Raw genomic sequence first — 25,013 nt, 5'->3', positions numbered from 1 at the left:
TGTTCGCTGCAACAACACCGTGCCTGCCCGTCGGCCACCATTCCGGCTGGCCGACGGAGGGCGGGTGCCGCTCTCTTGGGAAGGAACACTACCGGTATCGCGATGGGCGCGCGGGGTGCTCGGTGACCCGCCTATGCCTTGTCGAGATAGTCGATGCTGCTCGTGGTGGTGGCGGCAGTGATCATGCGGGCGAGACCGGGATGGTCAGCGAGGGCGGGGTCGCGGGAGATGATGTCCTCGGCGAGCTCGCGGGCCGCGGTGATGGTCTCAGCGTGGTCGAGGAGCGAGAGCAGCCGGAGCGATGTGCGCGTTCCGGATTGCGCGACGCCGAGGATGTCGCCCTCGCGGCGGGCTTGCAGGTCGAGCTCAGCGAGCTCGAACCCGTTGGTGGTGCCGGCCACGGCCTGGAGCCGCTGCAGCGCCGGTGATCCCTCGGGCACCTCGGACATGAGGATGCACAGCCCGGCGTGTCGTCCACGTCCGATGCGGCCGCGGAGCTGATGGAGCTGGCTTATCCCGAACCGGTCGGCGTCGACGATCACCATGACGGTGGCATTGGGCACGTCGACGCCCACTTCGATGACGGTGGTGCACACGAGCACATCGATCTCCCCGGCCGCGAACTGCCGCATCGTGAGGTCCTTCTCCTCCGTGGGGAGCCTCCCGTGGAGGAGGCCCACGCGCAGGCCCGCGAGGGGGCCTGTGGAGAGGTGCTCATGCATGTCGAGGACGGGGGTGGTCTCGGGACCGTCCTTCGCGGCGGCGGCGGCGTCATCGCCGATGCGGGAGCACACGACGTAGGCCTGGCGGCCTTGCTCGACCTCCTCGGTGATGCGCTGCCAGGCTCGGGGCAGCCACTTGCGGGAGACGCCGAGGGCGAGCACGGAGGTGGTGATGGGGCTGCGGCCAGCGGGCAGCCCGTGCAGGGTGATGACGTCGAGGGCGCCGAACGCCGTCATCGCGATGGTCCGCGGGATCGGGGTGGCGGTCATGACGAGGGTGTGCGGGGTGTTGCCGCCGCGCCCACGGCCGCGCAGTTGGTCGCGCTGCTCGACGCCGAACCGGTGCTGCTCGTCGATGACGACGAGCCCGAGGTCGAAGAACTCGACGGTGTCCTGGATGAGGGCGTGGGTGCCGATGATGATCCCGGCATCGCCGGTGACGGTGGCGAGCAGCGCGGCCTTGCGCTGGCTGGCGGTCATGGAACCGGTGAGCAGGGTGACGCGGGTGGCGCTCGCGGAGCTGCCGAGCTCGCCGCCATCGCCGAGATCGCCCAGCATCGCGCGCAGGGACCGGTAGTGCTGCGTGGCGAGCACCTCGGTGGGAGCGAGCAGGGCGCATTGGTGGCCCGAGTCGATCGCCTGGAGCATCGCGCGCAGCGCGACAAGGGTCTTGCCCGAGCCCACCTCGCCCTGGAGCAGCACGTTCATCGGGTGCGGCCGGGCGAGCCGCTCGGCGATGCGCTGCCCGGCGCTGGCCTGGCCGTCGGTGAGCGTGAATGGCAATCGCTGGTCGAACGCGGCCGCGATGCCATCGGCGCGGGGGGGCATGGCTGGCGCGGTACGGGCGGCCTCCGCGTGGCGCTGCCGGGCAAGGACGAGCTGCATGGCTAGGGCCTCGTCGAAGCGCAGGCGGTCGCGCGCGGTGTCGTGGTCGGCCGGGGTGCTGGGCAGGTGGACGGCGCGCAGCGCGGTCTCGAGCGGGACCATCCCCCGGGCCTCGACGATCTCGCGCGGCAGCGGATCCTCGATGGGGGCGAGCTGGTCGAGGACGATGCGGATGCAGCTCCAGATCTCCCAGCTCTGCAGGGCGCGGGTGGAGTCGTAGATGGGGATGATGTCGCGGGCGAGGGCGTCCTCGGTGAGGGTTCCCGCGGATTGCTGCTGGGCGCGGGCCATCTGGGCGAGCTGGCCGCTGCCGTGCACGGTGGTGCCGTCCTTGGTGGCCCGGAGCTCGACATAGCTGGGGTGAGTGAGCTGCATGGTGCCGCGGAAGTACTTGACGGTGCCCGAGAACATCATGCGCAGTCCCGGCTTGAGCACGTGCCGCAGCTTCTGCGGGTTGAAGAACGTCGCCTCGAGCTTCTGCCGATCGGCCTGCAGGGTGAGCCTGAGGAAGCTGCCCTTGCGGTTGCGCATAGGGATCAGGTCAGCCTTGGCAATGGTCGCCACGACGGTGATGTGATCGCCTGGCTCTGCTTGCTCATCGCCCAGGGGCACGCCATTGCGGGCGTAGCGGCGAGGGTAGGCGCGCAGGAGGTCGCCCACGGTATGGATCTCGAAGTCCTCGGCGAGCGCGGCAACGGCCGCGGGAGCCAGCACACCGTCGAGCCTCGATTCAAGGCCAAGCTTGGTGCACGCGGTGGTCATTCCACGCCGATCTGCAGGATGTCCTCGTCCTGACCACTCACGTAGATCATCAGCTCCACACCGGGATGGTTCTTGTTGATGTGATCCTCGAGCTGCTCGGCGAAGGTGTCGTTGGTCTGCGCGGCGCCGCGCAGGATCGTGAGCAGCTCGCCACCGGCTCCGAGCATGAGATCAACGATGTGCAGAGTGGCGGCGAGGAACTCATCCTTGATGACGAGCACCTCGTGGCCAACCAGCCCCAGGTAGTCCCCGGGCTCGCAGGCCCCGGCGAGGGAGAGTGCCTTCTCCTGGGCGCGGCGCACGCTGCCCCATCGTGTCGCGGCTGCGGCGGCGGCCATGGCATACGAATCGTCGGAGGCCGCGCGGTGCGGGTCGTGCACCGCGAGCGCGGCGAGGCCCTGCACGAGGCTCGCGGTGGGCAGCAGCACGGCTGGATGCCCGAGCTGGCGGGCCTGGGTGCTCACCCCGACGAGCTCCTCGGGACGGATGAAGCCATTGGGCAGCACGAACACCTCGTCGGCCGTGGTGGCGAGGACCGCGTCGAGCAGCTCCTGCGGTGAGCATTCGTGGCCGCAGGTCAGCACTGATGCACCCTCGGAGCGGAACAGCTCAGCGCCAGCCTCGCCGTTGACGATCGCGAGGACCTCGCGCACACGTGGCGCCGAGGACGGCGTGAAGCCCTGCTGATCGGCACCGAACGCGGTGATCCGGATGTCATAGGGCACGCCAGCAGGGATACCGGCCTCCACCGCCGCTCCCGGATCGGTGCTGTGCACGTGCACCGAGAATGCTCCTGAACCGTCTCCCACGACGATCACTGAATCACCGAGGTCCGACAACTTCTCGCGCAGCACGGCGGCCGCGGCATCATCGCAGCCCCGCAGCAGGTACATGATCTCGTACTCGACGTCGCCCGTGGCGTACTCGTGGACGTGCTCGGTGCTGTGGACGCATTCGGCACTCTGCCCGGCCGCGCCGCTCGGGATCCCGGCCCCGGGCCGATGGCCGTTTCCCGAAGGCTCCGCGAGCGTCGTGCCGCTCACGGCGGTCGAGGGCTTGCCCACTGAGACCGTCGCTGCGGACCCGTCGGCCACGGGCCGGGCGGCGGCGCGCGCGGTGAAGCGTGGCCGCCGCGTGGGCTCGCCCGTCACGACCTCCACGAGGGCATCGAGGATGATCAGCAGGCCCACGCCGCCCGCGTCGACGACACCGGCCTGGCCGAGCACCGATAGCTGCGAGGGCGTCTCGTCGAGCGCCGAGACGGCGCCGGCGACCGCTGCGCGCGCCACGCTCGCGAGATCATGCTCATCAGCATCGCGTGCCGCGGTCGCGGCCCCGCGCAGCACCGTGACCACCGTGCCCTCGACGACGTGCGACATGGAATCGCCCACGAGCTGCAGGGCACCAGTGAGCGCGTTGCGCAGGACCTGCCCGTCGATGGAGCCGTCGAGCGCGGCATCCGCGACTCCGCGCAGCACCTGCGACAGGATCACCCCGGAGTTGCCGCGCGCTCCGGCCACGGCGCCGCGAGCGAGCACGACCGCGACATCGTGGGTGGTCATTCCGTCGAGCGGGACGCACTCGGCGCGCGCCTTCTCGTAGGCCGCGCGCATGGTGAAGTGCAGGTTCGTGCCGGTGTCGGAATCGGCGATGGGAAAGACGTTGAGGATGTTGATCTCCTCGCGCCGCGCCTCGAGGCCGCCCACGCAGGCGTGCGCCCATCGCATCAGGGCCCGCGCATCGAGCGCATCGACAACCTCCAGCACTGCCTGCTCACCTCCCTCGCGCCGTCCGCCAGGTCACGCTATGCCAAGCCTAGCCCGCGTCCTCACCGGGATGGAACGGCTTGCCGGCAGCATCCGCTAGGCCAGCCGCCAGTCGATCTCATCGCCGCCCAGATCGAGCAGATGCTCGTTGGCACGGCTGAATGGCCGGGATCCGAAGAACCCGCGCGACGCCGAGAGCGGGGAGGGATGCGCGGACTCGATGATCGGCACATCCTGCAGCATCGGCTTGAGCGATGCCGCGTCCTTGCCCCACAGGATCGCCACGAGCGGCTCGTCGCGGTCGACCAGCGCGTGGATCGCCTGCTCCGTCACGGCCTCCCAGCCCTTGCCCCGGTGCGATGCGGGCTGGCCCGGCTGGACCGTCAGGACACGATTGAGCAGGAGCACCCCCGCGCGCGACCACGGCGTCAGGTCACCGGTCGCCGGCGTCGGATGGCCAAGATCGTCGCAGTACTCGCGGAAGATGTTCGCGAGGCTGCGCGGCACCGGCTGCACCTCCGGCGCCACCGAGAAGCTCAGCCCCACCGCGTGGCCTGGCGTGGGGTACGGATCCTGCCCGACGATCAGCACGCGCACCTCGTCGAGGGGCTGCTGGAACGCCCGCAGGACATTCGTGCCGCTCGGCAGGTAGCCGCGCCCATCGGCGATCTCGCCGCGCAGGAACTCGCCCATCACGCCGATCACCGGCTCCACCGGGGCCAGCGCTTGCGCCCAGCCTTCCTCGACGATCTCCGATAGTGGCCGTGGCGCCATGCTGCCTCGCTTCTCCGTCGCGTCCCCACACATCACTACGCCAGCCCCCGAGCTGCCCCGGGAATTCTCCGGGAGAGGCTCAGTCGAGCCGGCGCAGCGCCTCACGATAGTAGGAAGCATTGGCCATGTACACGGCGGTGTTTCCATCGACGTGTCCCTCGGGCACCTCGTAGCCCTCCCGGATGCGGGCGGGAACTCCGAGGGCCATGCGGCGCGCGGGCAGCTCGAAGTTGAACGGCACCACCGCGCCAGCGCCCACGATGGCGCCCTCCCCCACGACCGAGCCGTTGAGCACGACCGAACCCGAAGCGATCAGGCAGTTCGCGCCAATGGTGGCGCCCTCGATGTGCGCGTTGTGGCCGATCACGCAGTTCTCGCCGATCACGGTGGGGTGCACTCCCGTGCAATGGATGATCGTGCCGTCCTGGATGTTGGTGCGGGCCCCGACCTCGATGGTTCCGTAGTCGCCACGCAGCACCGATGAGGGCCAGACGCTCGCGCCCGCTCCTAGTGTCACCGCGCCGATCACGACAGCATCAGGGTGCACATACGCCTCGGGGTGGATGGATGGTTCCCGGTCGCCCAACGAATAGATCGCCATGGCCACATCGTAGGACATGTGAGACACACTGTCCGGCCCTGGAAGGCATCACCACGCCCGAGCGCCCGTGCCCATGCACGAGGCCGGGCGCGGGGAACGTTCTCCCCGCGCCCGGCCAGGCGAATCTCTCCTGGTGCTACTTCTTGAGCGCGATCCGCTCGTAGCCCACGATCAGCGCAGCGGCCACCACGATGCCCACGAGCAGGGCCCAGATGTTGAAGCCCTCCTTGTCCGCGACAGCACTGACGATCGCGGAGCCCGCGAACGCGCCCACGGCGCCGAGCACGACGGTCAGCAGCATCGAGACCTGCTGCTTGCCGGGCAGCACGATACGTGCCAGCACACCGATGATCGCGCCGACGAAAATGGCGACGATGATGCTCCAAATCATGAGAAACACTCTCCTTGGTCGAGCAGAACCTGGACCCCTCAAGTCTTATCAGGCCCGCACGCCTCCGCAACCGGAGGAGCGGAAACTGCAACGGGATCGAGATCGCTGCGGGATTGCCGACTGCAATAGTTGATGCAACCTGGCGCATAACTGCGATCGTTGGGCGCCTCAGCCCATTCCAGAGCGCTCTTCGCTCGGGTGCTGCCCCAAACGACAATCCGCTGGAGCCTCCGTTCCGAGGGCCTCTCGCGCGAATCGCTCGTGCGCGCGGCGCGCCGCGCTGCCGCGCTCCCGTGCCCACTGGCGGGCGCCCATCGCTAATTGCTCGCGCCCAGCCTGATCGTCGAGCAAGTCCAGAATTGCCCTCGTCCAGCTTTCATGCGTGTTTCCGGCAAGAATGCCCGTCCGCCCGTCAACGATGGAACCCCGGTATGGCTCGGCGTCACTGAAAATCGCTGGCAGGCCGGCCCTCCCGTAGTCGAGCGCCTTGACGTCGGACTTCATCGAATCGAACCGGGTTCCCCGCAAGGGCGCGATGCCGATCGTGGCAGTGCCCGCGACGATGCGGAACCACTGGACGAACGCCTCGTACGAGCTGAACCGGTGCGGCACGGCCAGCCTCCGGGCAGACGGCAAGAGCCCGCCGCCTCCGATCTGGATGACCTCGGCATCAGGCCGTCTTCTCACGACGTCCGCGATAGCCGGCGAGACCATCGCGAGATCGTGCGCGTGCGAGGCGCTGCCCATGTATAGGATCCTGGGCACCTCCCGATCAATCCGATTGGCGCGGCGTACTTCCTCGACGATGCCAGGATCGATCCGCTCCTCCCAGCACTCGAACCACGGAGAATTGGGCACGACCATCGTGCTGAGATTATGGCGCGAGATCTCGGTTCGCAGTTTCTCGGTCGAGGTGGAGATCATTCGAGCATGACGCATGAGATGGGTCAGTGAGCCCGACGCGTTGGCGTATTCGGCCCGGTCGGGGTGATCCGAGGGAAGATCCCACAATAGGTCATCGATCTCGAACAAAAAAGGAATGCCTGCTTTGCGCAGATTGTCGACCACATCCGTCACGATTCGAGGCGACACAGCATCACGCTGGATCACCACTGCGTCGAATTCGGCTACTTCCTCGGTGAGCAGGAACTCTGCCTCGACGAGGACGGGCAGGCACGCGACGGAAGGCGCGACCAGTCGCCACGGGAGAAGCACGCGGATGTAGGCCGTGGCGCGCGGCGAACTGCAATTCTTGACAACGATTGCTATTCGGCGCTCACTGGGGCCGGGCACAGGGCTCGCAGCACTGCCTGGGAAAGCGATCCCGATCTCCCCTAGGGCGCCCTGCCGGGTGCCAGCCGGGCCGGAGCCAGCGCGCGGAAGACGCCCCTCGGCCATGCCGTGCTTGATGAAGTGGACGAGAGGATTCATCCCGGATACCGCGACATCGCGATTGCCCTCCAGGTAGAAGCTTGTCGAGAAGCGGGGCCCCGGATCCCGTCCCTCTCGCGCGCCGAACGCCTGGTAGTGCGCCACAGCGTCCACGCCGGAGGACGCGACGTCGGGGTATTGCCGCAGGTACCACGCGGTATCGAACCACACCGAGGACGACAGGAGAAGATGATCCCGCACGAGCCCGAGCACCGTCATTCGCGGCAACTCGGCCCGATTGATCAGGTGGCGGCAGCGATAAGCGGCCAGGATCGTCCGCCGCACGCCTTCCGAAGCCGACGCAACCGTGTGCCGGGCAGCCCGCGATCGAGCATTCAGATCCATTCCCGCATCCTTGCCCCTTGCTGCCCAACGATGCGATCGCAGCGTGGACGCATGGCCAACCGGTTCGTTAGAGTCTGCCCGGTGACGACCAACGCGGCTATGCCCGACGACACAGCCAGCCGACGCCGCGTGGACGCGAAAGCCGTTCCTGCCGAACCGTTGACGCCGCCCACCGCGACGCGGCCCACCGTACTCTGGGCCTCGCACAGCGGCAAGACCACGGGCGGCAGCGAGCGATCCCTGGTCGCCTCGGCCCGGATACTGGTGGAGCGCGGCCATCGCGTGATCGTGACGATGCCCGCTGACCTCGGCCTCCGCGATCCGCTCCTCAGCATCGGCGTGGAAGCGCTGGTCGTCCCGCACATCTGGTGGGTGCGCCAGGCCCCGGCGACCCATGCGGAGGCGCTCGGCAGCGCGCTCGCCATCGCGCGCTTTCGCGAGATCATCCGCGTGAACCAGGTCGACGTGGTCATTTCCAACACGATCACCTGCCCTTGGGCGGCCGTCGCGGCAAGCCTGAGCCGGGTTCCGCATATCTGGTACATCCGCGAGTTCGGCGCCGAGGACCACGGCTTCAACTTCTATCTCGGCCCAGCGAGGACGTACCGGGCGATCGACGCGCTATCGTCCTCGATCGTCGCGAACTCCGCCGCCGTCGCCGAGCATATCGGTGCTCGCATCGGGAGCCCGCGCCCGGTCGCCGTGTCCCATCCCGTGGTGGATCTCCCCGCTACCCTCGCGGCGCCCGCTGGGCAGGCCATAGCGCGCACCCGCGTCCGCCTCGTCATGGTCGGCATGGTCACTCCGTCCAAAGGCCAGCTCGACGCGGCGAAAGCACTATGCCTGGTGCTGCGGCAGGGCCAGCATGATCTCGAGCTAGTGCTTGTCGGAGCAACCGACCGGGCTTACAAGGCAAGGATCATCGAATGCCTCAGGGAGAACGGAATCGCTCGCGATCGTGTTGTGTTCGCGGGCTACCAGCCCGACCCCATTCCATGGATCCGCGGGGCAAGCATCTTCATCATGGCGTCGCGGTGCGAGGCATTCGGACGTGTAACGGTCGAGGCGATGGCCTGCGGGATCCCGGTCATCGGCTCGCGCAGCGGCGGCACCCCTGATCTGGTCAACGACGGCGAGAACGGCCTTCTCTACGAGCCCGGGGATGCCGACGCCCTCGCGCGCCACATCGCCTCGCTCGCGGCGAGCCCCGGCTTGATCGATCGCATGGGACAGGCAGGCCGGCGCCGGTACGCCGAGCTCCTCGCGCCCGAATCGTGCATCTCCCCGATGCTTGAGGCCATCGACACCTCTTCGCTGCCTCGCCCCTACTCCGCGCCGCGTGCCTTCGGACTCGTCCTCGCGCTGGTGACCACCATTCACCTCACTCTCGTGACGAAGAAGGCGATCGCGCTGGGCCGGCGCCTCGAGCGGGCAAGCGGGCCAGCGCGCCGGATGGCCACGCCCGCCCGGAGCAGCGCGATTGCGCGCGCCCCACGTGATCCCGCCGCATTGCTCGAGTGGTCGCTGGAGCGGCGCGGCAAGTCAGTGCTCGACGCGTCACGCCGCATCGCGGTGATCATCCCGGTGTTCGGCGACTGGGACTCGCTCCAGCACAACATCGCTTCGGTGCGCGCGGACCTCGCGGCCAATCCAGCCTGCGACGTGTACTACGTCAATGATTGCGGCCCGCGCGCCGATGACCTGGAACACCGGATCCTCGCGGCGATCGAGGGCCTCGACAATGTGCATTATTCCTGTAATCCGCGGAATCTCGGGTTCGTGGGCAACTGCAACAATGCGGTGCTGAACCTCGTCGATCAGGCTAGCGACGTGCTGCTGCTCAACTCCGACACCATCGTCACCCACGGATTCGCGGAGGAGATGCAACGCGTCCTCTATGCCGAGGGCCAGCGTTTCGGCGCGGTGACATCACGGAGCAACGCTGCCACGATCTTCTCGGTGCCGATGGGCGGGCAGCTGCCGATGGAGCAGGCATACGCGCACTACCTCGGCATCGTCGATGGGCTTCCGCAATGGTACGAGGCACCGGTGGCGCATGGATTTTGCATGATGATCCGCCGCGAGGTCATCAACGATCTCGGGTTGTTCGACACCGCCTACGGAAAGGGCTACGGCGAGGAGAACGATTTCTGCATGCGCATCCGCCGCAAGGGCTGGCAGTGCGCGGTGGCGAATCGCTCGTTCGTGCTTCATTACCGGGCGCGCAGCTTCACACCTAGGACTCGCGCTGCCCAGGTGGCGGCGAACGAGAAGATACTCGATTCCCGCTACCCGGAATACCGCCAGCTGGTTCGGCAATACAAGGAATCGATCACCGAGCCAGCGCCCCGGTGAGGCGCTCCCCCGCTACGTCGCTCGCCGGATCGTTCCGAGGACTCTTCGGGCCGCTTGTTCCCGCCTCGACCCCTGCGGCGTGATCGCTTCGCGCGCCCCCGGCATTGCGCTATAGAGCATCACCGTCGAATCCATGAGCTCGCCGATCGCCCTCGACATGCCGGAGGCGCCGCCCTGTCCCGCGTGCCCGTGGTCGCCCGATCGTGGGGGACGACCGAGACTGGCCTCTGTTAGCTCGACCAGTGCATCGGCGGTCCGGGCCCACGAATGCGTGGTGGCGTGGTCGAGGAGCCGGTCGATCAGATCGTCACGCGCCGATTTGTCCCTGAGCAGCTCCATCGCCATCGCCGCGACCTGGGCGGCATCGAGCGCGTCGATGGTCGGAATGCCGCGGGGCAGCACCTCGTCGAGCGAGCCTGATCTGGTGGAAAGCACGGGCACGCCGTGATGGGCGGCCTCGAAGGGGACGAGCCCGAAGCCCTCGGACAACGTCGGGTACAGCACCAGGCCAGCATTCTGGTACAGCCACGCCTTGTGCTCCTCGGGGAGGGAACCGAGGGTCACCACCGCATTGTCCGGCCCACCTGGCCGGGCGAGCAGCTCGCGTTCCCGGAACAGTGTTGATCCGTGCGCCGGGCTCGCGCCGCATAGCACGAGCTGGCCGCGAAACCCGCGCTGCTGCATCTGCTGGTGCAGGGCGATCGCGAAGGGTCGGTTCTTGTGCGAGTACGCCGAGCCCAGGACCAGCACATAGCCGGGCTCGATCTCCTCGAGCACCGATGGTCGTGCTGCCGGTGCCTCCGGCACGATCACGTGGTCAGTGCCGCTGCCGACGATCCCGTGCGGCACCTCCCCATCGAGCAGCCCCTCGGCGCGCGCGGCATTGACGACGTGGCCACTGAGGAACCCGATCGCATCGGCCTCGCGGAACATCGCCCTCGTCGCGCTGCGGTAGCGCTGCCATTCCTCGCCCGCTGCGAAGTACGCGGGATTGTCGTGGGCGATCAGGTCCAGGCAAGTCACCACCACGCGGTGCGCGATGCCACGCAGCACGTCGAGCTCTCCCGGGTGCTGCACCTGGTACGGGCGGATGACAGCATGGGCCTTGCTGGCGCTGCCGACACCGCCGCGCGGCATGGTCCGCAGTTGCAGGCCCACAATGCCCTCCGTTGCATCGCGGGCGTACTGCGGGACGATCCGTTGCGTGTACAGGGTCACCCGAGCCACGCCGGGATGCCTGGCCAGCGCCGTCGTTGTGGCGAGCACGTTCACCTGGGTACCGGCGATCCGCGCGCCGAGGCAGGTGCCGTCCACTGCGATGTGCAGCCCTGCGAGCGCGGCGCGAGCGGTGAGCAGCGCCGCGGCGAGCATCGATCCCTCATCGCCGGCGTGCTTCCGCACCCACGGGTGGTAGTAGGGGTAGCGCTGCGCGATGATGCGCTCGTGGGCTGCCTGAAGCTGTCGCTTGCGGGGCGATTCGCCGAAGCTCGCGCCACCGCGGTGATAGATGAAGACATCGTCGGCGACCACGTGCTGGAGGCCGTGCGCGAGGGCGCGCTGGCAGAAGTCGACCTCCTCGCCGTATCCGGGGGCGAACGCGTCGTCGAATCCACCCACCACATCGAGCGCGCGCCGGGTGATGTAGAGGCAGTGGCCGATGCCAGTGGGCAAGCGGGGCCGCGTCCTGGTGGCTGCCCGCGCTACGCGGATCGCTGCCTCGCGGGGATCGTGGCCGCCGGGGATGGCGGACGCGGGCTTGCCGTCGGCGCCGACCGAGACGATGGTCCCGTGATTGGTCAGCGCGGTCGCGGTCGCGATGGTCGAGCTCGACCGGGCGGCCGCCTGGAGCCGCGGCACCCATTCCGGGCCGACGATGGTGTCGGAATTGAGGATCACTACATCCCGGCCCCGGGCGACAGCGAAGGCGTTGTTCGCCGAGCCCACGAAGCCGAGGTTCTCCGGCTGGCGCAGCACCACCACCGTATGCGCGGAGCCCATGCGCTGCAGCAGGCCGTCGAGGACCGTCACCACGCGCGCATCCGGGCTCGCGTCATCGATCACCAGCAGCGGGATGCTCGCATCAGTCTCCCGGAGGAACGACTCGTAGCAGCGCACGACATCGTCATAGGAGCCGTGCACGGCGATGATCACGATCGGCTCATCGCCGTCCGGCAATGCGCTCCGGGCAGCCGCGGCCTCTCCAGTGATGGTGAGGCTCATTCCCCCGTCCTCGCTGGCGCCAGGTCCTCAGCCATGCGGACGGTGGGATCCAGCGCGACCACTCCTCCGTCCCCGCAGTCGCGGGCGATCGCGAATCGCACTGCCTGCTTGCGATCGTGCAGCACATGCCCCGTGCTCGCCAGCACCGCGATGTCTGCGTGATAGTTCCCGGCAGCCAGCGGCAGGGCGGGGAAATCGATCCGCACGGTCGCACGACCCACCAGGGCTGGCAGCTCGATGCCCCGCTGCGAGGTCGTCATCGAATGGGCGAGAGTGCCGTCAGCCTTGCGCAGCTCGATCCGCATGGCCCAGCCGGTGAGCGCATCATCGCTGGCAATGCCTAGGTCGAGGGAGACCGGGGATCCGCTCGCGAACGTCGACGCCGCGACGCCATCGGGATCCAGGGCCCGAGCGGCAGCGATCGACACATCGGTGCGTTGTCGCGCGGGAGCAGAGTCGGTGGGCGGGCCTTGCATCTCGCGGAAGCGCGCCACCACATCCTTGGGGTCGCCCTGCGCGACCACGTCCCCCTTGACCAGCAGGATCGCGCGGTCGCACCACTTCTGCACCTGCTCGAGCGAATGAGTGACCAGCACGATCGTCTTGCCCTGCTGCTGGAACTGCTCGATGCGCTCCCGGCACTTGCGCTGGAATGCCTCATCGCCGACCGACAGGACTTCGTCGATGATGAGGATATCGGGATCGACATGAACAGCTACGGCGAACGCGAGCCGCACATACATCCCGGAGGAATAGAACTTCACCGGGGTATCGATGAACTTCTGGATCTCGGAGAACTCCACGATCGCGTCGAAATGCCGATCGATCTCCTTGCGGCTCAGCCCCAGGATGGAAGCGTTCAGATACACATTCTCGCGTCCCGTGAGATCAGGATGGAAGCCAGCGCCGAGGTTCAGCAGCGCAGCAACTCGGCCGGTGCGCTCCACATACCCCGCGGTGGGCGTGATGATGCCCGTGATCATTTGCAGCAACGTGCTCTTGCCCGAGCCATTGGGCCCGATCAGGCCAATCGTGTGGCCCGAAGCGATCTCGAGGTTGACCTCGCGCAATGCCCAGAACTGCTCGGCATGGGCACGTCCGCGGCCGCGCTTGAGCACGCGCTCCTTGAGCGACTTGTCCTTCCGGATGGAGAATTGCTTCGACAGGTCCACCGTTCGGATGACGATTTCGTCGGCCATCACAGCTCCTGCGCGAAATTGCCCTGCAAGCGGGCGAAGATCCGCTGCGACAGCCATAGCAGCACCAGCGAGGCTCCTAGCGCGAGCAGCAATCGCGGATACAGGCCGTCACCGAAGCCATAGTCGACGCCCTGCGGCCAGAAGAACGAGCGGAACGCATAGATCACGGGCACCATCGGATTCAATAGGTACACCTGGTACAACCACGAAGGAAGCGCGCGCTCCACCATGCTGATGTCGTAGATGATCGGCGTGAGCCAGAACCACGGCATCATGATGACGGTGACAAAGTGCTGGACATCGCGCAGGTAGACGTTCACCGCGGCGAGGAACATCCCCAGCGCGAGACCAAAGACAATCACCGTGAGCAAACCGAGGACCGGCAGTGCCACTCGCGCCGGATCCGGCCACACGCCACTGAGGATCCCCGCCAGCACTACCCCGCCGAGCAGGATCACCAGGTAGTAGGCGAAGTTGACGATCGCCGCGCCGGTGGTCGACAGCGGGAACAGCTCCCTCGGGAAGTACACCTTCTTCACGAGGGCGGAATTCGACACGATCGACTTCGTCGTCGATTGCAGGATATCGGCAAAGAACGCCCACACCGCGAGGCCGCAGAAGATGAAGAGCCCGAAGTACGGAATCGCTCCTGCCCGCAGGAAGTAGCCCACCACGAGCCAGTAGACGGCAAGCTGCACGAGCGGGATCTGCAAGCTCCACAGGAAGCCAAGGAACGAATTCTTGTGCTTGACCGTGACCTGCTTGCGGACAAGGTTTCCAAGCAGCTCCCGGTAGCGCCACACCTCGCGCGCCGACCTGCCGAAACCCAGCAGGAACGGCTGCGGCGCGTTCACCCGCGCGAGCCGACCAGGCGCGACCTGCTCAGCGATCGGTGCGGGCATGGATCCCCTCCGGGAGCATCGAGAAGCAGGGTCGGCGCTCACACTAGCAACCCGGGGCGCGGGCGGTGGCTCCATACAGGGTCATCGCGGGGTGGCCGCGCTCACCGATCATCCAATCGCTGGACAGGTGAGCGCGCGGGCGTGGGATATCATGGCGGATCGTCCGCGATCCGGCTGTCCGGGAAGGGTGGGTACGCGATGCGGGAACCAGTGAGCACATGGCTCGAGGTATTGCGGCGTGGAGCCTCCGGGCACGCGCCGCGCGGAGTGGCGCTCGACGCGGCCCCGCAACTATCGGCGGTCATTCGCACGTTTCGCGGCCCCTTCTTCGTTGATGGCGATTCGCTCGACTCGGCCTGGGCGGTCGCCAGCGTCACCGATGGCACGTGGACCTCGGCCACCGTGGTGCGGGCGGCCATTCCGGCGCGCTCGCAGGATGTCGCGGTGTCCCGCGCGCTGGCTCGCGCCGGGCTGGATTGCTTCGCGCACCTCTATGGGGTGGCGCGCTCGACCGGCCGTTCGCTCGCGGTCCATGCCCACGATCCGCTTCTGCTCTCGCTCCTGCATGGCGCTGGCGCCTCGTTCCCCGGCTGCGAGGTCTCCGGCGCGTTCGCCCGCAGCTCGACCCGGGCGAGGCTGAGCCGGGCAGCGGCGATCGCGGAGGAGCAGCTCCTCGCTCGGCAGGCAACGCTCGCCCAGCGTCATGAGCTGCAACGGGCGCCACTGATCGTGTGCACGGATGCCTCCCTGCGTCGCGGGCGGCCCGGCGCGGGCATCGCTGTGATGGACGCCGAGGGCAGGCACGTCACCAAGTACCTGCCCAGCGTTTCCGATGTCTTCCTCGCGGAGCTGACCGCGATCGAGCTCGCGATCGCTTCCCGCCAGGGGCGGCGTCCGCTGCGCATCCTCAGTGACAGCAAGCCCGCGGTGGCGGCTATCAACAACCCCAGCACCACGCCGGATCGCGCCCGCTCGCTCGTCGATCGCATCAACGCCAAGCGGCAGGGACGGCAGATCGACATCCAGTGGGTCAAGGGCCACGCTGGCCATGAGCTCAACGAGACAGCGGACCGGCTCGCCCTGGCCACGCGCCGGCTCCGCAGCGCGGGCCTCACCGGGCCGGGGCAGGAGGTCATCATCCGCAACATCATCGGGGAATGGCGCCAGTCCAGCATGGGGCTCGCGCGCTAGCGCCACCGCTCGATCGCCGGAAAGAACGCGCGCATCTCCACGATTCGGCGGGAACCGCGTTCGCTCACCACCTAGGCTGCCGGGAGGAACCACCAGCACGCCATGCCACCGGGCCCTGCCCGCGGGCTCAGGCGGCACTCGACCCCGGGAGCATCCATGCACGCATCACGCCGCCTCGCCTCCGTCGCTGCTGCGCTCGCCACGGCCATGCTGGCCCTCGGTGGCGCCGCTTGTGGCAGCACCGAGGACGCCACCAGCACGACCGGGGATACCAGCACCAGCACCGGCGATGCCACAGTCCCTGAGACGACGCGCTACGAGTTCACCGTCGCCGACGGGACACGCACCGACGGCGCCTCCCAGGTCGAGATCCCGCTCGGCACCTCGGTCGCGCTCACCGTCACTGCCGACACCGCTGACGAGCTCCACGTCCACGGCTACGACCTCACCGCCGACACAGTGCCCGGCCAGCCCGCGTCCATCGAGTTCGTTGCTGACCTGCCCGGCGTGTTCGAGGTGGAGCTGCACCAGGCGGGCACGGTGGTCACCCAGCTCCGGGTCACCGGATGACCCCCACGCCACGGAGCGCCTGCTATAAAGGCAGGCATGACGGTCGTCTACCTGCACATCGGCACTGACAAGACCGGAACGACCGCGATCCAGCAAGCCCTCAGCCAGTCCGCGCGCGCCCTCCGCGAGCACGGCATCCTCTACCCGCGCACAGGCAGGGTCGGCCACGCGCACTACCTGCTGAGCAGCGCCCTCGGGTTCACCAGCGCGCCCAAGCGCTCGACCCCTACTATCCGCGCCCGCATCCCTGCGCTCCAGCAGAAGCTCGCCAACGAGATCCGGCGCAGCCGCGCCGCGACTGTGATCATCAGCTCAGAGATGTTCGTCAACGAGCAGGACCCCGCCCTCGCCCGTGAGCTGCTCGCCCCGTTCGACACCCGAATCATCGTCTACCTGCGGCGCCACGACAAGTGGTGGGAATCCGCCTACCGCGAATCGGTGAAGCGCTTGCCAGGCCCGCCCTGGGAGAGCAGCGCCGAATCCTTCATCGATTTCCACCAGCGACGCAATTCCACCCGCGCCGACTACCGCCACCTCATCAGCCGCTGGGCCGACCAGTTCGGCACCGCCGCGCTGATCGTCCGGCCATTCGAGAGGCAACAGAACCAGCCAGACATCGTTGCCGACTTCCTCCGCGCCGCCAATCAGCCCGAGCTCGCGGACTCCAGGCTCATCCAGCCGCCAATGGCCAACATCGCCCTCGATAACCAGACCATGGCCCTCATCGACACCTACCAGCGCTCGCGGATGCCACAGCGGGTCCGCAAGAGGCTCATCACCCACGCCATGGACAACCCCGTCGGCACCACCCACGCCCCCACGATCTCCCCCGCACGGCGCGCGCAGCTCATCGAGGACAACCGCGACGACTACGAGTGGATCGCCCGGACCTTCCTTCGCCGGGCCGATGGCAAGCTCTTTCTCGATCCGATGCCGCGCGAGGACGCCGCCTGGGCCTCGCCCGGGCCCCTGGATACCCGGATCATTGCCGAGCACGCCATGAGTGCCCTCACCGCGCGGCGCATCACCCGCAGGAACCTCGGCAGGCTTGGCCGGGGTGCCTACTATCGCCTCAGGATGGCCCGCCGCTAGAACGTCCGAGCCGCGCGCATCCGCCAGCTGCGGCCGTCGGGGTCGATCATGGCCTCGTAGAGAGGCGCTGCGATCGCGGCCTGCCAGGGCGATAGGGATGCGGCCTTGTGCGGCCGCAGGCGCCCGGGCGGCCGGGGACCATGCTCGCCGTCGTGGTGCCATTGCTCGAGGCGGTGCGCGGAGCGGCGGATCGCCTGGAAGAACCGCAATGGATCGATCAGGTCGGCCACATCGTGGGGGTCTCGGTCGAGGTGCTCCACGGCGAGCTCGAGCCTGAGGTCACGCGCGGCGATGCGCGCGCCCTCCCCGGTCCCGGCAGCATCCATCGGTGTCCGCGGATCCCGGGTCGCATCGACGAATGCCGCGGTCAGCTCGGAGTCGTAGGTCCAGGAGCGATGATTGAGGTTGCCGCTGCCCACGCAAGCCCACACGTCGTCGACGACGCACACCTTGGCATGGACGTATACCGGCGCGGAATCATGGTTCTCCACGTCAACGACGATCACGCGATCGGGCGCGGCCCGGCACAGCGCCCGCAGGGCGGCCCCATGTCCGAGCAACGCCGGGATCGAGCGCATCGGGCTGGTCTCGTACACCAGGCGCGGCACCACGATCACCATGCGCAGCCGGGCATTGCGGCGCAGGGCGGAGGCAAATACCTCTGCCACATCACGCGACCACAGGTACTGCTCCTCCACGTACACCAGTGCGCGCGCTCGACGCAGCGCCTTGGCGTAGGCGTGGGCGATGGAGCGCTCGCCGTCCCGCGCGAACGGGAACGGCGGCACCCGGCGCGGATACGTGCACAGCACCTGCACGGCACACGATCCCACCGGGGGCGGCGGCGCGCTCATCGTGGGCAGCGTGCTCGGCTCGCGGTCGCGCTGGGGCTCCTGCTCATCGCTCAGCGCCACCCACGGAGGTTCCTCCAGCGCCGACGGGTCCTCCCAGCGCTCCCGGAAGACCAGCTCGACATCTGCCACCGCCGGGCCGCGAACCTCGAGCTGGGCGTCGTGCCATGGCTCGAGATCCTCGCGCCGCACCAGGGGATCACCCCCATGCAGGCCGTCGTCCCGGCGCGTGCGCGCAAGATCGATGCCACCAACGAACGCCACATCGTCCACTCCCGGGCGAGCGAACCGGACCACCACGAACTTCTGGTGATGGCTGCCAAAGGGCCGCACCCGATGGTCGAGCACCACTTCCCCGCCCGCCGCGTTCACCCGCTCCACCAGCGCCCGGTTCTGCGGCCCCGAGAAACCCAGGGGCTCCACGTGCGAGCGCCACATCAGCCCCCGCACGACCACGCCGCGGCGTGCCGCTCCAGCCAGCGCATCGCCGATCGTCGGGCCACCATCGAGCAAGACCTGGTCCGCGTCGCCGCGCCATGCCGAGAACAGCACCACGTCCCCGCGCCGCGTCGCCGCGAGCGCTCGCGCGAGCCGCTCGAAGTACCGGCGGCCATCGATGAGCGGCACCACCACGTTGCCCTGGGTCCACCCGTGCAGCCGCGTCCACGGATTGCCGCGCTCGGGCCCGGACAGCAACCAGCGCTCCGCAACCGGATCCACGCGCACGCGCCACCTCCGCTCCCGCTGTCGCGTCATTGCACACGCTAGCCACCCCGTGCCGCCCCTGGATGCCGGGGCCGGGAAAAACCCTGATGCGCCGCCCGGTGCCCGGTCCTAGAATCTGAATCATGCATCACCGATGTTGATCCTCGCGCAGAGGCGCTGGACCTGGCATTGCCGCACGGGCGCGGGCGCGAGCCCCTCCCGCGACCCAGCATGCCGCGCACAGGCATGCCCGCCGGCCCTGCCACGCCGTCACCCCCGAGGATCCAGCCATGCCCGCACTGCCCATCCACGATGCTGCCCCGCGCAGGCTCACCGTGGCGCTCTACAGCTACCTGTTCCTGCAGGACTTCATCCTGCTCTACCCGTTCTACGCGCTCCTGTTCGCCGATACCGGCCTGAGCGTCGCCCAGATCACCGCGCTGTTCATCGCCGGAGCCATCACGGTGATCGTGTTCGAGGTTCCCTCCGGCGCGCTCGCGGACGTGCTCCCCCGCCGCTGGCTCATCGCCGCCGCTCCCCTTTTCGCTGGGGTCGCGTTCGCCCTCTGGGTGATCGCGCCCTCGTTCGAGGTGTTCCTGCTCGGCTTCATCCTGTGGGGATTCGGCGGCACCCTGTCCTCCGGCGCGCTCGAGGCACTGGTCTACACCGAGCTCGAGCAGCACGGGACCGCCGGCCGGTATGCCGCGGTGATGGGCCTGGCGCAGGCCTTCGGCGTCTTCGCCGTCGGCGCGAGCACCCTCCTCGCAATTCCTGCCATGAACGTCGGCGGCTACACCCTCGTCGCGATCGGCAGCGTGGCCGCGTGCGTCGCCTGCGCCATCGCCGGGCTCGCCATGCCCGAGACACGCCGCGCCGCCGCCCCCGTGCTGCCTGGCAACGCGGACCATGCGCGAGGCGGCTACCTCGGCACCATCCGCGCAGGCATCCAAGAGGTCCGGGCCGACCATCGGCTCCTCGCGGTGATCGGGCTCGTCGCGATCATCCCGGCCGTGTGGGAATCCCTCGAGGAGTACGTGCCGCTGCTCGCCGCCGAGCATGGCGTGGCGACCGCGGATGTGCCGTGGGTGGTGTTCGCCGTCTGGGCCGGGGTTGGCCTCGGGGGCGCGCTCACCGGCAGGTTCAGCGGCCTCACCGCGCGCGGGACGGCTCTGATGCTGGCCGGGAGCACGCTGCTCGGCTCGCTCGGCGCGGTCCTCGGTGGCCCCATCGGCTGGATCGCGCTTGGCATCGCGTTCGGTGGCTTCCAGATCACCAGCGTCCTCGCCGAGGCCTGGATGCAGGATCGGATCCGTGGCACGAGCCGGGCCACCATCACCTCGATCGCAGGGGTGGCGAGCGAGATCCTGGCGATCGCGGTGCTGCTTGCCTATGCGATCGCGGTGCTGCTTGCCTATGCCGGTGTACAGCCCCTGGGCAGCCATGCGGGGGCTTTCGCGCTGCTGCTGCTCGTGCCGTACCTCGTAGCGGCAGTGCTGCTGTGGCGGTCGAGCGGTCCTCGGTCTCCCGCCGCGGCCGCCCGTGCTACTCGATCGTGAGGATGTAGCCACGCGGGAGGTGGCCCGGCTTTCACGATCAGCACGTGCGGGCGGGCGCGCACTACTTCGCGCTGTAGTGCTCGCTCATCAAGGGGTAGTAGTCCGCGAAGTCAGGCAGCGGCATGCCGTTGCGGGCGGCGACGAGCATGTCGAGGTAGTACTCCCAGCCGGGACCAATGTCGGCAGGATCGATTCCGGGCCCGAGCTGCTGGGTGAGGGTGAGCCTGGTGCTGCCGCTCGATTCGACGAGGTCGAGGGCGACATGCCACATATCCTCCTCGCTGGGGCCGGCAAGGAGCGCGAGGTGGAGGCTGGTCGGCGGCACGCAGGCCTCGATGCGCGCGTCGCCCCAGGGCTGGCCTTCCTCGAACAACAACTGCACGCTGACCGTGGAGCCTGGCCGGGGTGGTTGATCAGTCGAGGTCCAGGGGCCGTACCAGCGCGCGGTGCGGTCGGACTCGGTGATGCTGGCCCAGCCGTCGTCGATCGGTGCGCGGAAGGCTCGGGTGATGATCAGCTCAGTTCGCGTCACGGTGCCTGTCGGCTTGGGGGTCATGCTGGTTCCTTTCGACCGCTATCCCGCCATTGCGGGAAACCTGAAGCTCGTCTGGCTGTACGTGCCCTTGGCGAAGGCATGGACCGTGATCGGCTGCACCGCGTAGACGGTCGCATGGCCTCCTGCATCATGGTGGAAGCCTCCATCGCGGACCGTGAACGACCAGCTCGGGCCAAACTTGTCGACATATGCCGCAGCGATACGACCAAGGACCTGCTCGTCGTGCTGCGGGGTGGCAACGCCTTCGACGACGATATCGACACCACTGCCGAGCGCGCTCGCACCAGTGGTGATGGTGGCGCGGGGGTTGCCGGCGAGGTTGCGCGCCTTCTGCTCGGCCGGTCCGGTGCAGAACCAGAATCGCTCGTCGAGCCACAACCCGATCAGCGGTGTGACGTGGGGCTGGCCGTTGCGCCGGACGGTAGAGATCCAGTAGAGCTCCGCCCGCTCGAGGAGCGTCCGCGCCGACTCCCACGAGGTAGCGGGTGCCGCGGGATCGCTGTAGCGCGGATCGAAGTGGATGCTGGGTGCTAGAGCCATGACGCCCTCCTCTGATCGCAGGGTATTACAGCTATGGACCTGCGCGGGCTCCGTTTCTCATCGGATGTTCGCGGGAGGACTCGGTCGCGGTGGCACCTGGCTCGACCACCACGAACTGCCCCATGAGGCCGCGGTCCTCGTGGGCGAGGAGGTGGCAGTGGAACATGTACGGCGTGGCCGGATCCGTGTAGTGCTCGAATCGCACCAGCAACCGCACTACCTGGCCTGGCCGGATGTACACGGTGTCCTTGGGCCCTGATTGGAGGGGACCTTCGGGATCGAGGATCTGGAACTGCACGTCATGGATGTGGAAGTTGTGGGGGTCGCCGGTGGCGTTGCGCACCTCCCAGATCTCGGTTGTGCCGACCGTGACGGTCTCGTCTATTCGTTCCATGTCCATGGTGCGGCCATTGATCGTGCTCGAGCTGGTGATGGTGAGCTCACGCCTCGTCGCGGGCTCGCCGAGGTCGCGCGGAGCCGCGAGGACCGGGGGCGGGCCGGGGCTCGGGGCTAGGTTGTCCACGGCACGAAGCCCGAGGATTTCCAGGGTGTCGTCGCCGCCCGAGAAGCGATCGGTCCAGAAGTTCAGGCCCAGCTCGGGCGGCTCGCTGCGCAGCACCGCGGTGGTCCCCGCGGCCACCTCGACGATGATCTCCGCACGCTCCCCGGGCGAGAGCTGCACGTGGTCTACCCGGTGCGGGCGCTCGAGGAGCCCGCCATCGGTGCCAATGAGGTCCACCGTGGCGGTTCCGGCGACGACGAACCGGTAGCTTCGGGCGCTGGAGGCGTTGAGGAGGCGCAGCCGCACGCGCTCGGTGGTCACCTCGAGATAGGGCGCGGGCGTCCCGTTGACAAGGACGTCGCCACCGAGGACCCCCGCCTCGGCGAACAGCGCCGGGGACATATCGAGCTGGCCGTCGCGGAACTGCTTGTCCTGCACGATCACCGGAATGTCATCGACCCCATATTCCGAGGGCAGGTCCGGCCCGCCTGGCTCATCGACGATGAACATGCCCGCGATGCCGCGGTAGACATGCTCAGCGGTGGCGCCATGCAGGTGCGGGTGGTACCACAGCGTCGCAGCGGGCTGCGCGATCGTCCATTCTGGCGCCCACCGCTGCCCAGTCTCGATGAGCTGGTGCGGGCCGCCGTCCATCGCTGCGGGAAGATGCATGCCATGCCAGTGCAGGGTGCTGGTCTCGCCGAGCTCGTTGTCGACATTGATGCGAACCGTATCGCCCCGCGCTGCGCGGATCGTCGGGCCGAGGTAGTCGCCGTTCACGCCCCAGGTCCGGGTCTGTGGCCCATGGCCGAGGTCAGCGGTGCCCGCCCGCATTTCGAGGTCGAACACCCGGGCGCCGTCGGGGCCGATGCGCGACCCGGCGAGCGGCGGGATGCGCAGCTCGGTGTCGAGCGCCACGGCCCCCGAGGTGTCCGTGACGGCGCTGCTCCAGGCCATCGCCATCACGATCGCCATCGCGGCGATGCCGGCAAGGATGACGATCAGCGCCAGGCGAGCCACGATCGCTAGGCGGGACGGAAGCACACGGGAACCCATGGTTCTCATCGTCGGCGGCCCTGGCGCCCAGCACATGGGTGCTCGCGCCCCATTCCCGCCTCGGGGTCTACCCTTACGGACCAGCGGAATAGCGAAACAGCGGAATAGCGAAGCGCCCCGCACGGAGCTGGTCACGTGCGGGGCGCCCGCGTTTTGGGCCCCTCTGCGCTAGTGCCCCCTGTTGCCCAGTATGCACCCTATTAGGGGGGCATGCCACGGGTTTCGCTAACACTGGTGCTGACTGCGGAGCCCTAGAGGGCGAGCACCCGCGAAGGCGCCAGCTATGTCCAGCTCGTCCAGCCCCGCGCCGCGGCAGGCTTGCCCGCCACCAGGACCCCAGGCCCGCCCTCGGAGACCGTCCCTATCCGGCTCCAGCCCTCGGGCAGCGGGGCGCGGGGACCGAACGTGCCCGCGAACGCGTGGTCCTCGCCGCCGTCGAGGGCCCAGCCCCAGGGATCGACCTGGTGCGCCCCCGCTACCGCCAGCACAGTGGAGCACGGCTGCCAGGAACCAAGGTCGATGTCGATCGTCACCGAGGAGGCTCGCGCGATATGGCCGAGGTCCGATAGGAGGCCATCCGAGATGTCGATCATGGAGCTGGCACCGGCCCGCGCGGCAGCAAGCGCTGATGCGTAGGGCGGACAAGGTACGCGGTGCACCGCGATGCACTCCTCCTCGGCCGCCGATGCGGGTGCGCTCCCGTGCTCGAGCAGGTGCAGTCCCGCCGCGGACCGCCCGGTCGCTCCGGCCAGCGCCACCACATCACCTGGTCGTGCTCCCGAGCGGGTGATGGCATCGCGGCCCTCCATCTGGCCGAGCGCGGTGACAGAGACCGTGATGTCGCGCCCCTGGACGAGGTCTCCGCCGCTGATGCCCGCGCCGAACCGCGCGGCCTCGGCCCACAAGCCGTCGCTGAGGGCATCGGTGAAGGAGGTGGGGGTATCGGGAGGGCAGGCGAGCCCGACGAGGAAGGTGACCGGCACGGCACCCATCGCGCACAGGTCGGCGGCGTTCTGCGCGATCGCCTTGCGCCCGATGTCGTGGCCACTGGACCAGTCGGTGCGGAAGTGCCGATGCTCGACGAGCATGTCGAGGCAGGCGACCGTCGCCCCGCCGTCGATGCGGACGATCGCTGCGTCATCACCGGGGCCGAGCAGCACCGATGCGGGCTGGGCGCGGCCCCGTGTGGCCCGGTCGATGACGGTGAACTCGCCGGCCGCGCGCACCGTTGCCCTGGGATCGTGGTGATGCAGATCGCTCACGCCCCTAGAGTACGGTGGCGGGGTGAGCAAGACTGCGTCGGAACGGTACTCCCCCGGACTCATCGCCACGGCGGTGTCGCTGCCCGCGGCGCTGATCGTGGCATTGATCGTGGCAGCAGTGGTCATGCAACGGTCCTCGCCCGCCGAACCTGTTGCGATCACCACCATGCCCGCGCCCGATGCCGGGCCGACCGAGTGCGCGGGCTTGCTGGACGCCCTGCCCGAGCAGCTCGGCGACCTCAAGCGGGCGGAGCTTCTCGACCCGGCCCCGCTGGGTGCCGCGGCATGGCGCGACCCCGCGACCCTCGGCGAGCCAGTGGTACTGCGCTGCGGGCTCGAGCGGCCCCTCGAGTTCGACCGTGCTTCGGCGTTGCAGGTGGTCAATGGGGTGGACTGGTTCGAGATCTCCGGCGAGAGCATGGGGCTGGACTCCTCCACGTGGTACGCGGTCGATCGCGGCGTGTATGTCGCCGTGACGATCCCCAGCGGATCGGGCCCCACCCCGATCCAGGTGCTGTCGAACACCGTCAGCGACGCCATCGCGAAGCAACCCATCGACCCGGCCCCGATCAACTAGGCGGTTCTGCCCGGCCGCGCGGGCGGGGTGGGCACGCGCGTGGTGTGGGCGGTGCGTGGCGTGGGCAGCAGCAGCAGAAGCACCGGAAACCGCCAAACGCGATAGAAACCAGGCCGCAATTCCCACCGCTTCTATCGCGTTTGCGGCAAGCGGCAAGCGGCAAGCGGCAAGCGGCAACTGGCGGCAAGCGGCAACTGGCGGC

General features: G+C 68.5%; 20 protein-coding genes. 6 read left to right on the top strand and 14 right to left on the bottom strand.

The window, feature by feature from the left end; translation table 11 throughout:
* Positions 1 to 131 precede the first annotated feature (131 nt).
* The 6 genes from recG to HT102_RS13970 all read right to left on the bottom strand — a co-directional run bounded on the left by recG (position 132) and on the right by HT102_RS13970 (position 7,956).
* Positions 132 to 2,369 carry an ATP-dependent DNA helicase RecG gene (gene recG, locus HT102_RS13995; RefSeq protein WP_192040059.1) on the bottom strand — a complete coding sequence of 746 codons (2,238 nt, stop codon included), beginning with the start codon at positions 2,367 to 2,369 and terminating at the stop codon, positions 132 to 134.
* A complete protein-coding gene (locus HT102_RS13990; RefSeq protein WP_192040146.1) occupies positions 2,366 to 4,096 on the bottom strand; it encodes a DAK2 domain-containing protein in 1,731 nt (576 codons plus the stop codon). The genes recG and HT102_RS13990 overlap by 4 nt, the downstream gene beginning before the upstream one ends.
* A 135-nt stretch (positions 4,097 to 4,231) precedes the next feature.
* The gene (locus HT102_RS13985; protein ID WP_192040058.1) at positions 4,232 to 4,909 is read right to left on the bottom strand and encodes a uracil-DNA glycosylase; all 678 of its coding nucleotides are present in this window, start codon (positions 4,907 to 4,909) and stop codon (positions 4,232 to 4,234) included.
* A 79-nt stretch (positions 4,910 to 4,988) separates the two neighbouring features.
* Positions 4,989 to 5,510, bottom strand: a complete 522-nt coding sequence (locus HT102_RS13980) for a gamma carbonic anhydrase family protein (RefSeq protein WP_192040057.1) — start codon at positions 5,508 to 5,510, stop codon at positions 4,989 to 4,991.
* Between the two features lie 136 nt (positions 5,511 to 5,646).
* Complete coding sequence (locus HT102_RS13975) at positions 5,647 to 5,901, bottom strand: GlsB/YeaQ/YmgE family stress response membrane protein (protein ID WP_192040056.1); 255 nt, start codon at positions 5,899 to 5,901, stop codon at positions 5,647 to 5,649.
* 168 nt (positions 5,902 to 6,069) lie between these two features.
* Entirely contained in the window at positions 6,070 to 7,956 is a 1,887-nt protein-coding gene (locus tag HT102_RS13970) for a glycosyltransferase (RefSeq protein WP_225443700.1), read from the bottom strand.
* Between the two features lie 3 nt (positions 7,957 to 7,959).
* On the opposite strand from HT102_RS13970, the gene HT102_RS13965 reads away from it, so the two are divergent.
* A complete protein-coding gene (locus HT102_RS13965) occupies positions 7,960 to 10,032 on the top strand; it encodes a glycosyltransferase (RefSeq protein WP_333473456.1) in 2,073 nt (690 codons plus the stop codon).
* A 12-nt stretch (positions 10,033 to 10,044) separates the two neighbouring features.
* Here HT102_RS13965 and HT102_RS13960 read toward each other — a convergent pair whose 3' ends face one another.
* Genes HT102_RS13960 through HT102_RS13950 form a run of 3 tightly spaced genes read right to left on the bottom strand, consistent with a single transcriptional unit; the run spans position 10,045 to position 14,353 of the window.
* Positions 10,045 to 12,252, bottom strand: a complete 2,208-nt coding sequence (locus HT102_RS13960; RefSeq protein ID WP_192040053.1) for a glycosyltransferase — start codon at positions 12,250 to 12,252, stop codon at positions 10,045 to 10,047.
* Positions 12,249 to 13,451: an ABC transporter ATP-binding protein gene (locus tag HT102_RS13955; protein ID WP_192040052.1), complete on the bottom strand. Its 1,203-nt coding sequence runs from the start codon at positions 13,449 to 13,451 to the stop codon at positions 12,249 to 12,251. Before HT102_RS13955 ends, HT102_RS13960 begins: the two co-directional genes overlap by 4 nt.
* Positions 13,451 to 14,353 carry an ABC transporter permease gene (locus tag HT102_RS13950; RefSeq protein ID WP_192040051.1) on the bottom strand — a complete coding sequence of 301 codons (903 nt, stop codon included), beginning with the start codon at positions 14,351 to 14,353 and terminating at the stop codon, positions 13,451 to 13,453. The genes HT102_RS13955 and HT102_RS13950 overlap by 1 nt, the downstream gene beginning before the upstream one ends.
* Before the next feature lie 210 nt (positions 14,354 to 14,563).
* Here HT102_RS13950 and HT102_RS16200 point away from each other — a divergent pair, with 210 nt between their 5' ends.
* From HT102_RS16200 to HT102_RS13935, 3 genes are all read left to right on the top strand, one after another.
* Positions 14,564 to 15,544: a ribonuclease H family protein gene (locus tag HT102_RS16200; RefSeq protein WP_192040050.1), complete on the top strand. Its 981-nt coding sequence runs from the start codon at positions 14,564 to 14,566 to the stop codon at positions 15,542 to 15,544.
* A gap of 156 nt (positions 15,545 to 15,700) precedes the next feature.
* Positions 15,701 to 16,114 (top strand): cupredoxin domain-containing protein, encoded by a 414-nt coding sequence (locus HT102_RS13940; RefSeq protein ID WP_192040049.1) that lies wholly within the window; start codon positions 15,701 to 15,703, stop codon positions 16,112 to 16,114.
* Positions 16,115 to 16,150: 36 nt separating this feature from the next.
* A complete protein-coding gene (locus tag HT102_RS13935; RefSeq protein WP_192040048.1) occupies positions 16,151 to 17,206 on the top strand; it encodes a hypothetical protein in 1,056 nt (351 codons plus the stop codon).
* Here the strand turns inward: HT102_RS13935 and HT102_RS13930 are convergent.
* On the bottom strand, positions 17,203 to 18,777 hold the full coding sequence (locus tag HT102_RS13930; RefSeq protein ID WP_333473455.1) for a phospholipase D-like domain-containing protein: 1,575 nt from the start codon (positions 18,775 to 18,777) through the stop codon (positions 17,203 to 17,205). The genes HT102_RS13935 and HT102_RS13930 overlap by 4 nt on opposite strands.
* A 275-nt stretch (positions 18,778 to 19,052) precedes the next feature.
* Between HT102_RS13930 and HT102_RS13925 the strand changes: the two genes are divergently transcribed.
* Positions 19,053 to 20,318 carry an MFS transporter gene (locus HT102_RS13925; RefSeq protein WP_192040046.1) on the top strand — a complete coding sequence of 422 codons (1,266 nt, stop codon included), beginning with the start codon at positions 19,053 to 19,055 and terminating at the stop codon, positions 20,316 to 20,318.
* 61 nt (positions 20,319 to 20,379) lie between these two features.
* Here HT102_RS13925 and HT102_RS13920 read toward each other — a convergent pair whose 3' ends face one another.
* From HT102_RS13920 to HT102_RS13905, 4 genes are all read right to left on the bottom strand, one after another.
* Positions 20,380 to 20,874 carry an SRPBCC domain-containing protein gene (locus HT102_RS13920; RefSeq protein WP_192040045.1) on the bottom strand — a complete coding sequence of 165 codons (495 nt, stop codon included), beginning with the start codon at positions 20,872 to 20,874 and terminating at the stop codon, positions 20,380 to 20,382.
* 18 nt (positions 20,875 to 20,892) lie between these two features.
* A complete protein-coding gene (locus HT102_RS13915) occupies positions 20,893 to 21,414 on the bottom strand; it encodes a pyridoxamine 5'-phosphate oxidase family protein (protein WP_192040044.1) in 522 nt (173 codons plus the stop codon).
* A gap of 31 nt (positions 21,415 to 21,445) precedes the next feature.
* Positions 21,446 to 22,972: a multicopper oxidase family protein gene (locus HT102_RS13910; protein ID WP_192040043.1), complete on the bottom strand. Its 1,527-nt coding sequence runs from the start codon at positions 22,970 to 22,972 to the stop codon at positions 21,446 to 21,448.
* Between the two features lie 281 nt (positions 22,973 to 23,253).
* Positions 23,254 to 24,234 carry a thiamine-phosphate kinase gene (locus tag HT102_RS13905; RefSeq protein WP_333473454.1) on the bottom strand — a complete coding sequence of 327 codons (981 nt, stop codon included), beginning with the start codon at positions 24,232 to 24,234 and terminating at the stop codon, positions 23,254 to 23,256.
* A gap of 22 nt (positions 24,235 to 24,256) precedes the next feature.
* Here HT102_RS13905 and HT102_RS13900 point away from each other — a divergent pair, with 22 nt between their 5' ends.
* Positions 24,257 to 24,811: a DUF3515 domain-containing protein gene (locus HT102_RS13900; protein ID WP_192040041.1), complete on the top strand. Its 555-nt coding sequence runs from the start codon at positions 24,257 to 24,259 to the stop codon at positions 24,809 to 24,811.
* Positions 24,812 to 25,013 lie beyond the last annotated feature (202 nt).

Origin of the sequence: Lolliginicoccus lacisalsi, assembly GCF_014841105.1 — a bacterium.
In the GTDB taxonomy this organism is placed as follows: Bacteria; Actinomycetota; Actinomycetes; order Mycobacteriales; family Mycobacteriaceae; genus Lolliginicoccus; species Lolliginicoccus lacisalsi.
This window is presented reverse-complemented; position numbering and strand designations above follow the sequence as displayed.